At 67.4% G+C, this 12001-nt stretch carries 10 protein-coding genes; 6 read left to right on the top strand and 4 right to left on the bottom strand.

Annotated features, from left to right (window positions below):
- The first annotated feature begins 528 nt into the window (after positions 1 to 528).
- The 5 genes from AC4PTB_RS19600 to AC4PTB_RS19580 all read left to right on the top strand — a co-directional run bounded on the left by AC4PTB_RS19600 (position 529) and on the right by AC4PTB_RS19580 (position 5724).
- A complete protein-coding gene (locus AC4PTB_RS19600) occupies positions 529 to 1188 on the top strand; it encodes a DnaA N-terminal domain-containing protein (protein WP_492192899.1) in 660 nt (219 codons plus the stop codon).
- 81 nt (positions 1189 to 1269) lie between these two features.
- Positions 1270 to 1512, top strand: coding sequence for a type II toxin-antitoxin system Phd/YefM family antitoxin (locus AC4PTB_RS19595; protein ID WP_492192898.1), 243 nt, complete (start codon positions 1270 to 1272; stop codon positions 1510 to 1512).
- The gene (locus AC4PTB_RS19590) at positions 1512 to 1913 is read left to right on the top strand and encodes a type II toxin-antitoxin system VapC family toxin (protein ID WP_492192897.1); all 402 of its coding nucleotides are present in this window, start codon (positions 1512 to 1514) and stop codon (positions 1911 to 1913) included. Before AC4PTB_RS19595 ends, AC4PTB_RS19590 begins: the two co-directional genes overlap by 1 nt.
- A 197-nt stretch (positions 1914 to 2110) precedes the next feature.
- Entirely contained in the window at positions 2111 to 3931 is a 1821-nt protein-coding gene (locus tag AC4PTB_RS19585; protein WP_492192896.1) for an ABC transporter ATP-binding protein, read from the top strand.
- The gene (locus AC4PTB_RS19580; RefSeq protein WP_492192895.1) at positions 3931 to 5724 is read left to right on the top strand and encodes an ABC transporter ATP-binding protein; all 1794 of its coding nucleotides are present in this window, start codon (positions 3931 to 3933) and stop codon (positions 5722 to 5724) included. Before AC4PTB_RS19585 ends, AC4PTB_RS19580 begins: the two co-directional genes overlap by 1 nt.
- 20 nt (positions 5725 to 5744) lie before the next feature.
- Here AC4PTB_RS19580 and AC4PTB_RS19575 read toward each other — a convergent pair whose 3' ends face one another.
- From AC4PTB_RS19575 to fepB, 4 genes are read right to left on the bottom strand one after another with little or no spacing between them, the layout of a single operon-like run.
- On the bottom strand, positions 5745 to 6554 hold the full coding sequence (locus tag AC4PTB_RS19575; RefSeq protein WP_492192894.1) for an ABC transporter ATP-binding protein: 810 nt from the start codon (positions 6552 to 6554) through the stop codon (positions 5745 to 5747).
- Complete coding sequence (locus tag AC4PTB_RS19570) at positions 6551 to 7600, bottom strand: FecCD family ABC transporter permease (protein ID WP_492192893.1); 1050 nt, start codon at positions 7598 to 7600, stop codon at positions 6551 to 6553. The genes AC4PTB_RS19575 and AC4PTB_RS19570 overlap by 4 nt, the downstream gene beginning before the upstream one ends.
- Positions 7597 to 8598 carry a FecCD family ABC transporter permease gene (locus tag AC4PTB_RS19565; protein ID WP_492192892.1) on the bottom strand — a complete coding sequence of 334 codons (1002 nt, stop codon included), beginning with the start codon at positions 8596 to 8598 and terminating at the stop codon, positions 7597 to 7599. Before AC4PTB_RS19565 ends, AC4PTB_RS19570 begins: the two co-directional genes overlap by 4 nt.
- 2 nt (positions 8599 to 8600) lie before the next feature.
- A complete protein-coding gene (fepB, locus tag AC4PTB_RS19560; protein WP_492192891.1) occupies positions 8601 to 9545 on the bottom strand; it encodes a Fe2+-enterobactin ABC transporter substrate-binding protein in 945 nt (314 codons plus the stop codon).
- Positions 9546 to 9862: 317 nt separating this feature from the next.
- Here fepB and AC4PTB_RS19555 point away from each other — a divergent pair, with 317 nt between their 5' ends.
- Entirely contained in the window at positions 9863 to 11944 is a 2082-nt protein-coding gene (locus AC4PTB_RS19555) for a TonB-dependent receptor (RefSeq protein ID WP_492192890.1), read from the top strand.
- Positions 11945 to 12001: the final 57 nt, after the last annotated feature.

Genomic DNA, 12001 nt, shown 5'->3' with positions numbered 1-12001 from the left:
GCTCGGTTCCATTGTCTGGACGTAGATTGTTTGTGATTTCTGAAATACGACGGATTTGCCAAAACATCAAAACCTAAGTTATGCTTGGACTGTGTTTTGCCTCGACGCCGAAATCCCCCGGCTTTTCCGGCACCTGCGCGATTCGGCAGCGGCGCGCGAAACACCGGACCAGCCGGGTCAGGATCGGCGCGCGGCCGCAAATCTTGGGGGGACATTTCGCGCCCTCATCCAAAGATTGAGGGGACATTTCCGCCCCGATTGGGGGACAGTCTGGATGTCCCCCAATACCATTAAGAACCTTTTCTTTTTGATTTTGAGCGCCGCTGCGACGCATCCGAGCCGCGGAACGCCGAAGCCCCTCTTGACAGAATCGCCCGGCAGGACGCTAATGCCGACAACGAAACAAATAACGCTTGGCAGTGGCGCAGAGAGTTGAGGAGCAACGTTCTTCGGACCTCTTTGCAGGATAACAACCTGACTGCCACTTCATGAGCGGTGGGGCATCGTCTCCGAGGGCAGGACATGTTGATGAAGAAGGCCGTCGGTCGCGGCGGAGCCACGCGCAAATACGATCTGCTGACGATCCTTGGCGTGCATGCGCTGTCGCAAGGAAAGACCTTGCAGCGGCAAACCTTGCGTCTCATCTGCCTGATCACGGCCCGCTACAACTGGCAAAACGATCAGCTCTCGGTCGGGCAGAACGAAATCGCCCGGCTTTGGTCGGTGGATACCCGGACGGTCAAGCGCGAGATGGCGGCCTTTCGCGAACGCGGCTGGCTGATCGAGAAGCGGCCGGCGGCGCGGGGCAGGGTGACGGTCTATGGCCTTGGGATTTCGCGCATTCTGGAAGACACCCGGGCAAGTTGGGAAATGGTCGGCCCCGATCTGGTCGAGCGGCTTGACGGACCCGGTGCCGAAGCCGAGGATCGCAAGGTGATCCCCTTTCCGCAGGCCATTTTGCCGGCAGGGGAGGGGGTCTGGCCCCGGATCGCGCGGCGCCTGCAGGAGGGAGACGCGAACATCTATCGCGCCTGGTTTGCAACCCTCGAAGTGGAGGAGATGGCGGAAGAGCTGTCGCTTCGGGCGCCGTCGGCCTTTCATGCGGCCTATGTCCGCACGCATCACATGGCCCGTCTTGAGGCTGCTCTTGCGTTGGAAGCGCCGGGATACGGGCTGCGCCTTACCTGACGCCCTTGCGCGACTGCACTTGACGAAATGGTGCGGCAACCACAGGTTTATGTCTAGCCATGTAGCTAGACAGGTGCGCCAATGTGGACCGTTCAGGATGCCAAGAACAAGTTCAGCGCGGTGGTTGAAGCCGCGCTTGCGGGCCAGCCGCAAGAGGTGAGCCGCAGAGGCAAGCCCGCGGTGGTGGTTGTTTCCGTAGAGGATTATCGACGCCTTCTGGCGGGGGCGGTGAAAGCGCGCGAAAGCTTTGCCGATCACCTGATGGCGTTCCCCGGTCCTGACGTGCCGCGGGCCCCGGTTGCCCTGCGCGATGTAGACTTCTGATGTATATTCTTGATACGAATGTCATTTCTGCGGTGCGTCGCCCTGACCGCGCCCCGAAAGTGGCCGCCTGGCTGCGCGCCAGGGCGGAGCAGGACCTGTTCTTGAGCGTCATCACGCTGGGCGAGATCGAGCGTGGCATTCATCTGCAGGAACCGCGGGATCCTGATTTTGCCCGCGACCTTCGCCTCTGGCTGGATCGGACGGTGCTGTTGTTCTCCGACCGTCTGCTGCCGTTCGAAGCGGAGGATGCGCGGATCTGGGGCCAGCTCTCCGCCGCCATCGGTCACAATGGCGCGGATCTGATGATCGCCGCCTCTGCGCTTCGCCATGGTGCGACGGTCGTGACCGGGAATGTCAGCGATTTTGCCCCGACCGGAGCCAAGCTGGAGAACCCATTCTAGCGCCCTTCATCGACCGCGACCGGGTGGGGATCGATCCCGCAGGCCTTGCCTGACGAGGGCCGCGCTCTTCGCCGTGCCCAAATCGGAGAAGACGGCTTGCCTTTCCCGGGCCGAGCCGTCAGATTTCGCGCGTCAGCCATGCTGTGCCTTGCCGCAGCTCAGCCAGAGATTGCAGTCATGCAGGAAAAGGCGGGCAGATGGCGGTTTCGGCACAGGCGGACACAGAGGCACCGGACCGGCGGGCGGGGCGCAAGCCGCCTTCGCCCTGGCGCATCCTGAAACCCGTGCAGGGGCAGATCCGGCTGGCGATGGCGATCTCGGCGGGCTCGGCGCTTGCTGCCCTTGGGGTGATGGTGTCGCTGATGCTGGTGGTCAGCGCGCTGCTGGAACGGCCCGGCACCATGCCCTGGGGCGCGCTTGCTGCGGCGACGCTTTGCACCGTTGCGTCCTATGCTGCCCGGCTCGGCGCCTTCAACCAGGCGCATTACGCGGCCTTCCGGCTGGAGCGGATCCTGCGCATCGGTCTGGCGAACCGGCTGGCGCGGGTGTCGCTGGGCTATGTCGAGGCGCAGGGCGCAGGCGCGCTGGCCAAGGTCATCCATGACGACGTGAAGGCGCTGCATGTCTTTGTCGCCGACAGCACGCCGCTTTATGCCCGCGCCTATGTCACGCCGGTCGTGACCTTTGCACTGCTGTTGCTGTTCGACTGGCGGCTGGCGCTGGTGGCGCTGGCGGTGCTGGTGCTTGGCTGGGGCATCCTGCGCGGGGCGCAGCGGCGGCGGCGCGACATGGTGCGGGCCTATAATGCGGCGCGCGAAAAGGTCAGCGCGGCGGTTGTGGAATATGTGCAGGCGATGCCGGTGGTGCGCAATTTCGACAGCGGCCAAAGCAGTTTCGGCCGCTATCAGGCGGCGCTCGACGGCTATCTGGCGGTGATGCTCGATTGGTATCGCGCTGCGGGCTTTCCGGCGCGGTTCTCCTGGCTGATGCTGGGGCCGATGCCGACGCTGACGCTGGTGCTGGGCGCGGGGCTTTGGTTCAGCGCGATGGGCGATCTGTCGGTGCCGCGCTGGCTGGGGGTGCTTCTGGCCTGCACTGGCATGGCCGAGGCGATGATGCCGATGATGATGCTGCGCCACATGATCGAAAAGGTCGGGCTGAGCGTGGCGCGGATCGAGGAGGTGATGGCCGCCCCCGATCTGGACGAGGCCGGGGCGATGCCGCCCGGGCCGCTCGCCTTTGACCCCGCGGCGCCTGCGCTGCGCTTTGACCGGGTGCGGTTTTCCTATGCGCCCGACCTGCCCCCGGCGCTTGACGATGTCAGTTTCGAGGTCGCGCGCGGCAGTGTCACCGCGCTGGTCGGCCCCTCGGGCGCGGGCAAGACCACGGTGGCGCGTCTGGTGCCGCGGTTCTGGGATGTCACCGCGGGCAAGATCGAGATCGGCGGCCATGACATCCGCAAGATCGGCGCCGAGCGGCTGATGCAACAGGTCGCCTTCGTATTTCAGGAAAGCTTTCTGTTTGCCGATACCATCGCGGCGAATATCCGCATCGGCCGCCCCGAGGCCACCGAGGCCGAGGTGATCGCGGCGGCACGGGCGGCGCAGGCGCATGACTTCATCATGGGCCTGCCGCAGGGTTACGAGACCCGGGCGGGCGAACGCGGCGTGTTCCTCTCGGGCGGGCAGCGCCAGCGCATCGCCATTGCCCGGGCGCTGTTGCAGGATCGTCCGGTGCTGGTGCTGGACGAGGCGACGGCCTTTGCCGATCCGGAAAACGAGGCCGAGCTGATCGCGGCGCTGTCCGAGCTGATGCGCGGGCGCACGGTGATCATGGTGGCGCATCGGCTGGCGACGATCCGCGATGCCGACCAGATCCTTGTCTTCGAGCGCGGCCGGATCGTCGAGCGCGGCCGTCACGCGGCGCTGGTGGGGCAGGGCGGGCTTTATGCAAGGCTTTGGCAGAATTACGAAACGGCGCAAAACTGGTCGCTTGGCGCGGCCCGGGAGGGGATCTGATGGCGGTCATCGGCAAAGAACCGGCCGGGCGGTCGGGGGCAAGTTCCTTTGCAACGACCTTCCGGCAACTGGCGGAAAGCGTCGGGCCGGAAGATGCGCCGGGGCTGCGGCGCGCGCTTTTCGGGCTGATCGCGGCGGCGGCGCTGCAGGGGCTTGGGCTCGCCGTGATCGCGCCCCTTTTCACCGCCGCGGCGACGCCGGGCGGGCTGGATCGGGCGCTTTCGTGGTTTGCCGTTCTGCTGGTGCTGATGGGGGCAGCCTCGGCGCTGCGCTGGCGCGCGCAGGGCTTCGATTTCGACGGCCGGATGGTGCGGGCGACCTGGCGGCTGCGCCGGCGGCTGGGGGCGAAGCTGCGCGAGATCCCGCTCGAACAGCTGCAGGACAAACGCGCGGGCGAGATGAACGCGGTGGTGCTCGGCAATGTCGACGAGAACCTGCTTTACGCGCTGACCGTGCTCAATCTGGTCTTCGCCGCGGTCGTCACGCCGTTTTGCGCCGCGCTGGGGCTGATGCTGTTTGACTGGCGGCTGGGGCTTTTGCTGCTGGCGGTGTTTCCGGCGATCGTGCCGCTTTACCGCTGGCGGCGTCCGGCGTTGGGGCGGGGCAAGCGCATCCTCGGTCAGGCGCACCAAGAAGCAAGCGCTGACGTGTTGGAATATACGCAAGGCTTGGCGATCCTGCGCGCGGCGGGGCGGGCCGGGGAAAAGGCCGCCCGGCTGTCGCAGACCTTCCAGAAACTTGAGGCGATTCAGGTCTTTGGCCATCGCAAGGGGGCAAAGCCCAATATCCTTGTGGCCAGCGTGGTCGAGCTGGGGCTGCTCGCCGTGCTGATGACCGGGGTTTTTCTGGTCACGCGCGGCAGTCTTGATCCGGCGGCGCTGGGGGCGGTCTTCGTGATCGTGGTGCGGCTCTCCGAGCCGCTTTCGACCTTCATCCTTTACACCGCGATGCTGGAGGTGATGGAGGCCGCGCTGGAACGGATCGGCGCGCTGCTGGCGATGGCGCCTCTGCCGCAGCGGGCGCCCGCCGCGATGCCCGACCGCCATGACATCCGCTTCGAGGCGGTCAGCTTCACCCATGCCCGGGCCGGGGCGCCGACGATCCGCGCCTTCAGCGCCCTTTTGCCCGAACATTCGCTGACCGCGCTGGTCGGGCCCTCGGGCTGCGGCAAGACCACGCTGACGCGGCTTTTGCTGCGCCATTTCGATCCGCAGGAGGGCGCGGTGCAGATCGGAGGGGTGGATCTGCGGCAGATCCCGGCGGAGCGTCTCAACGATCTGATTTCGGTGGTGTTTCAGGACGTTTATCTGTTCAACGACACGGTGCTGGCGAATATCCGCATGGGCCGCCCCGACGCGACCGAGGCCGAGGTGCGGGCGGCGGCGCAGGCGGCGCAGTGCCTTGAGTTCATCGAGCGGTTGCCGCAGGGCTGGCAGACGCCTTTGGGCGAGATCGGCGGCAGGCTCTCGGGCGGCGAGCGGCAGCGCATCTCGATTGCGCGGGCGCTGCTCAAGGATGCGCCGATTGTCATTCTGGATGAACCGACGGCGGCGCTCGATACCGAAAGCGAGCTGGCGGTGCAGCGCGCGCTTGATGCGCTGGTGGCGCGCAAGACGGTGATCGTGATCGCGCATCGGCTGTCGACGATCGTCGGGGCGGATCAGATCCTGGTGATCGAGGACGGGCGGCTGGCGCAGGCGGGGCGGCATGCCGATCTTCTGGCCGCGGGCGGGCGCTATGCGCGGATGTGGGCGGCGCAGGGGGCGCTGAAACGCTGGTCGGTCGGGCGTTGATTTGGGGGCGCTGACCGGGGTCAGCGCGCCACGATCAGCGGCGTGTGGCTGATCGGATCGTCGAGGATCACCGCCTCCAGCCCGAAGACCTGCCGCAGCAGATCGGGGGTCATCAGCCGCGCGGGCGGGCCCTCGGCCACCACCCGGCCTGCCGCCATCACCACCAGATGATCCGCATAGCGGCAGGCCTGGTTGAGATCATGCAGCACGGCGACGATGGTGCGCCCCTGCGTGCGGTTGAGCCGTTGCAGCAGCGTCAGCAGCTCCAGCTGATGCGCGATGTCAAGGAAAGTCGTCGGCTCGTCCAGAAGCAGGATCGGCGTCTGCTGCGCCAGCACCAGCGCGATCCAGACCCGCTGCCGCTGCCCGCCCGAAAGCGCATCGACTTCGGTCTGCGCCAGATCGGCCACCCCGGTTGCCGCCATCGCCTCGGCGACGATGCGGGCATCTTCCGCGCTCCATTGCCGGAACGGCCCCTGATGCGGATAGCGGCCGCGCGCCACCAGATCCTCGACAGTGATCCCCGAGGGCGCCTGCGCGCTTTGCGGCAAAAGCCCGATCTGCCGCGCCAGCGCCCGCGCGGGCAGCCGCGCGATGGCCTGACCATCGAGCAGCACCTGCCCGGCCTGCGGCGGCAAAAGATTGCACAGCCCGCGCAAAAGCGTCGATTTCCCGCAGCCATTCGGCCCGAGGATGACGGAAAACCGCCCCTCGGGCAGCGCAAGCGTGACATCGGCGCAGATCCGCCGCCCCGCATAGCCCAATTGCAGCGCCTGCGTGCGCAACCGGCTTTGCATCCCGGTCGCGGCGATTTTGCCCTCGTCCCTCATCCCCTTTGCCCCGCGAATCCCTGCCGTGTCAAAAGCCAGATCAGATAAAGACCGCCCAGAACCCCGGTGACCTGACCGACCGGCAGCATCGCCCCGACGGGCAGGACCCTTGTCAGCAGATCGGCCCCGGTCAGCAGCAGCGCCCCCAGCAGCGCCGCGCCGAAAAGCGGCTGATCGACCGTCCGGCCAAGCCGTTGCGCCAGCGGCGGCGCGGCCAGCGCGACAAAGGCGATCGGGCCTGCCGCGCTGGTGGCAAGCGCGACCAGCAGCAGCGCGGCCAAGAGCATTGCCCCCCGCACCCGCTCGACCGCGACGCCAAGCGGCCCGGCCAGATCATCGCCCATCGCCATCAGGGCCAGCGGCCGCATGCCGAACAGCATCGCGGGCAGCAGCAGCACAAGCCCCGCCCAAAGCGGCCAGACATGGCCCCAGTCCCGCCCCTCGACCGAGCCCGCCAGCCACAGATTGGCCGAGATCGCGGCGTCCAGATCGCCCTTGACCAGCAAAAGCGCATTGAGCGCGCTCAGCATCGCGCCGACGCCGATCCCGGTCAGCACCAGCCGATGCGCGCCGACGCGGCCGTTCTTGCGCGCCAGAAGATAGACCCCGGCCCCGGTCAGGATCGCCCCGGCCATCGCCGCGGGCACGACATCGGCCCCCGTGCCGCCAAAGGCGATGATCTGCACCAGCGCCCCCGAGGCGGCCCCGGCGGTGAAGCCGATCACATCGGGCGAGCCCAGCGGGTTGCGTGCGATGCTTTGAAACACCGCCCCCGAGGCGCCAAGCGCCGCCCCCGCGCCCAGCGTGACCAAGAGCCTCGGCAGCCGGATGTCGAAGACCGCATGGGCAACCGCGCGGGGCAGGGCGGCCCCGGTCAGCAACTGCCACAGATCAGCCGGGCTGACCGAAATCCGCCCCTGCAGCAGCGCGGCGATCCCGGCGGCGGTCAGCAGGGCCAGCAGACCCAGGTTCAGCGCCAGGGCGCGCCGGGACAGCCGCAGCGACCAGCGCCGATGCCGCAGCGTGATCCGGGCCGGGCCGCTCACAGCCCGCCCATCCGCAGCCGTCGCGCCAGCGCGATGAAGATCCCGCCGCCGATCAGCCCCGCCATGATGCCCAGATCAATCTGCCCCGGCGCGCCGATCACCCGTCCGGCCAGATCGGCAAAAGCCACCAGAGCCGCCCCGGTCAGCATCGAGGCCAGCAGCAGCGGCCGATGCGCCGGTCCGGCGATGGGCCGCGCCAGATGCGGCGCCGCCAGACCGACAAAGCTGATCGGCCCGGCTGCCGCCGTCGCCGCGCCCGCCAGAACCACGATCACCGCCGCGGCGGCAAACCAGATCCGGCGCGGATCGGCGCCGAGGCTCTGGCCGAACTCCTGCCCCAGCGCCAGCGCATCCAGCGGCCGCGCCAGCGCCAGCGCAGCGCAAATGCCCGCCGCCCCGATCGCCGCCGTGGGCCCCAGCACCGCCCAGCCGCGCCCCTGCAACGACCCCACCGCCCAATGGCGGAACTGATCGAAGATCGCCGCCTCGGCATTGACGGTGATCACCCGGGTCAGGGTCAGAAGCACGATCGAAAGCGCCGCCCCGGCCAGCACCAGCCGCACCGGATCATGCCCGCGCGCAAGCCCGCCGAGCCCGAAAACCGCCGCGCCGCCCAGAGCCGCCCCGAGAATGCCCGCCCAAAGCGCCGCCGTCACCTCGACATGGCCAAAGATCGCGATCTGACAGACGATCGCCAGCGTCGCCCCGGCGGAAATGCCCAAAAGCCCCGGATCGGCCAACGGATTGCGCGTCAGCGTCTGCATTAGTGCCCCCGCCGCACCAAGCGCCGCCCCCACGACCAGCGCCAGGAAGGCCCGCGGCAGGCGCTGTTCGCGCACCAGCAGATGCGCGCCGTCGCCCGGATCAAAGGCGCTCAGCGCCGCCAGCGTCACCCGCAGCCCGATCTCGCGCGGGCCGATGAAGGGGCTGGCCAGCGTGGTGCAAAGCAGGAACAGCAGCGCCGTCCAAAGCAGCAGGCGCGCCCGCGGGGGTTGCATGATCAGGCCCCGCCGAATTGCTGCGCGATGCCCGCCACGATCTCTTGCGCGCTGTAATAATCCACCCGGAACGAATTCGGCCCCAGCCCGTAGACCTGCCCGTTGCGGACCGAGGGCAGGTTGGCCAGGATCGGATCGGCCAGAAACCGGGCGGCGTCAGCGCTGGTGCCCGACAGCAGAAAGGTCGTCTCGGCCTGCAGTGCGGTCAGATGTTCGTAGCTGGCGCGGATGAAATCGGCCGAGGCCGTGGCGCCGGTCTCCTGCCAGCTTTGTGGCGGATCTTCGAGGGTGAAGCCCAGCCGCGCCAGCAGCTGACCATGCACCCCCGTCGCGGTGGCGATCGGATTGGGGGCGCCCGCGCCGTTGTAGCTGATGATATTGGCGCGGCCCGCGGGCAGGATCAGCCGCGCGCGCGTCGCCTCCAGCTCTTGCGTGAAGCCCGCCAGAAGCGCCCCGGCCTCGGCCTCGCGGCCGGTGGCGCGGCCAAGCTGACGCGACAGCTCCTGCCAGTCCAGCGCGCCGTAATCGAGCACCAGAACCGGCGCCACCTCGGCCAAGGCCTGCCGATGCGCCAGCGCGGAATCGGCGCCCCCGGCGGAAACCACGATCAGATCCGGGGCAAGCGCCCAGACCGCCTCCAGATCGACCGACCCGGCAGGCCAGAGCTTTTCGACCCCGCGGGTTTCGGCAACCGCCTGCCATTGCGCGAAAAACCCGCCATACGCGGTGGTGGCGGAGCCGATCAAGGGCGCCCCGATCGCCAGCAGGCTGCCCGAAAGCGTGACCGAGCTTGAAAGCACGCGCGCGGGCGGGGCAGGCAGCTCCGTCGCGGAGCCATCGGCATTCGCAAGCCGCCGCGGCCAGCCCTCGGCGGTGCGGGCGTGCGCGGCCCGGCCGGGCAAGGCGGAGGCGCAAAGACTGGTGATCAGAAACTGGCGGCGATTCATGCTTCCTCCGGCCCGGGGTGCTGCGCCGAAACCTGCGTCCGGCCTCGCTTGCCCTGGTCTTAATTGCCGAGCAAAATACTAAGATATCCATGCCCGTCAAGCTTTGCCTGGCCTTGCCCTGCAACTGGGGCGGGATCGGCGGGCCGGACAGGCCTGTCGCGACCAAATTGCAACAAGCTTAGTATTTTTGTCGGGAATCGCTTTTCGCTGCGGCCGGAACGCGTAAACGTGACGGCCCGGCCGCAGACTTGCGGTCGGGCCGTCCCATCCGATGCCAGCCGTTTCACGCCAGCCGTCGCCATTTCAAGGAAAGCAGCATGAAACGACTGAAAGGAGCGCGCCTTTTGCGCGGCGCGAGCATTGCGGCCCTGTGTGTTCTCAGCCCGCAAACCGGGTTCGCCGAAGAGGCCGCCGAGGACAGCTTTTCGCTGGGCACGATCGTCATCACGGGCGAAAAACTGGCCCGCAGCCTGCAGCGCACCGCCGCGTCGGTGAGCGCGCTCGACGCCGCCGCCGTGGCCAAGGCAAACGAGGCCGGCAAGGACAGCCTTGCCAAGGCCGCGGAGGGGATGGCGAACGTGACCACTCCCGCCGCGGGCGGTCAGGGCGGGGCGCCGACGATCCGCGGTCAGGACAGCGAGGGGCCGAACTCGGGCGCCACCGCGTTTTTCGGCGGCACCGTGCCGCGCATGGCGGTCAGCGTCGACGGCCATTACCTGACCTATAACGAGCTGGTCTGGAGTTCCGCGGCGATCTGGGACGTGGACGGCATCGAGGTGTTCCGCGGCCCGCAAACGGTGGCCCAGGGCGCCAACAGCATCGCCGGGGCGATGATCGTCACCACGAAAGACCCGAGCTTCACCCGCGAGGGCGCGGTGCAGCTGCAGTATGGCAGCGACAACCGCCGCCGCGTCTCGGCGGTGGTCTCGGGGCCGGTCGCGACCGATCTGGCGGCGCGGCTTTCGGTGGATTACTCGGCCCGCGACACCTATATTTCCTATACCAACCCGCGCTTTGTGCTGGGGCGCACCGATCAGGATTTCGACGCCAGAACGCTGCGTTTCAAGCTTTTGTGGCAGCCTGCGGGGCTTTCCGGTTTCGAGGCGAAGCTGAGTTTCGCCCATATCGACACCAGCCGTCCGACCTGGGAAGCGGCGATGGCGCCCTATGAGGATCTGGCAAGCACCGTCACCGGCAACCCGAGCTGGGATCTGCGCAGCAATGCCACCGTGCTGGATCTGAGCAAGGATTTCGGCAATGGCGTGAAGATCGTCAACAGCTTGCGCGTGGCCGATGTGCAGACCTCGCGGATCACCGAGCCGGTGACCTCGGGCAGCGCCGAAAACGATCAGGACATCGTCTCGAACGAGACCCGGCTGACCTTTGGCGACGAGATGTCGACCTTCAGCGGTCTGGCGGGGCTTTTCCTGTCCTCGACGAAGACCGACGAAACGCTGAACCTGCGCGGCTCGACCGTCTATGAGGACGAAAAGCGCAGCACCGGGGTTTTCACCGAGCTGAACTATCGCTTCGCCCCCGACTGGATGGTGACGGGCGGGCTGCGCTATCAGCGCGATGCGGTGGAGCGGCGCGGCACCTCCAGCTTCACGCCCGATGTGCTGGATTATGACCGGAGCTTTGATGCCTGGTTGCCCAAGCTTGCGCTGACCCATGACCTGAACGACACCACCAGCATCGGCGCGATGGTCAGCAAGGGCTACAACCCGGGCGGGGTGACGCTTGGTTTCGTGTCGAAGGATTATGTGACCTTCGAGCCGGAAACGGTCTGGAACTACGAGCTTTTCGGCCGCACGAAACTGTTTGACGAGCGGCTCGACCTGACCGGAAACCTGTTTTACAGCCGGATGAAGGATGCGCAGCGCTATGTGACCTCGGTGATCGAGGGCGGCTATACCGATGCGGTGACCGTCAATGCCGACAAGGCGGAATCCTACGGGCTGGAGCTGGGCTTCAGCTTTGCCGCGCGCGATGATCTGACCCTGCGCGGCAACCTTGGTCTCTTGCACACCGAAATCGTCAGCTTCGAGAATGCGCTGGCCGATTACGAAGGGCATGAGTTCGGCCGCGCGCCCAGCCGCACGCTCAGCCTTGGCGCGGATTGGGCGATCCGTCCCGATGTGACGCTGGCGGGGACGGTGCGCTATACCGACGCCTATTTCTCGGATGACACCAATGCGACGGCGCTGCTGATCGATGCGCATACCGTGGCCGATGCCCGGGTGACCTGGACCCCGCGCGAGGATCTGTCGCTTTTCGCCTATGTGAACAACATCTTCGACGATCGTTCGGTGACCAATCTGCGCGCGCTGCAGGGCACGTTGCAGGGCACGGTGGTCGATCCGCGCTCGGTCGGCGTCGGCCTGAAGATGACCTTCTGAACGACAGCCCGGCCCCGGGACGGTCTTCGGGGCCGGGCGCTTGCGGGCGCCCGCCGG

Source organism: Rhodobacter sp. 4.3.4 (assembly GCF_058724655.1).
The sequence above is the reverse complement of the archived record's forward strand: the minus strand, read 5'-3'. Positions and strand labels throughout refer to the sequence as shown.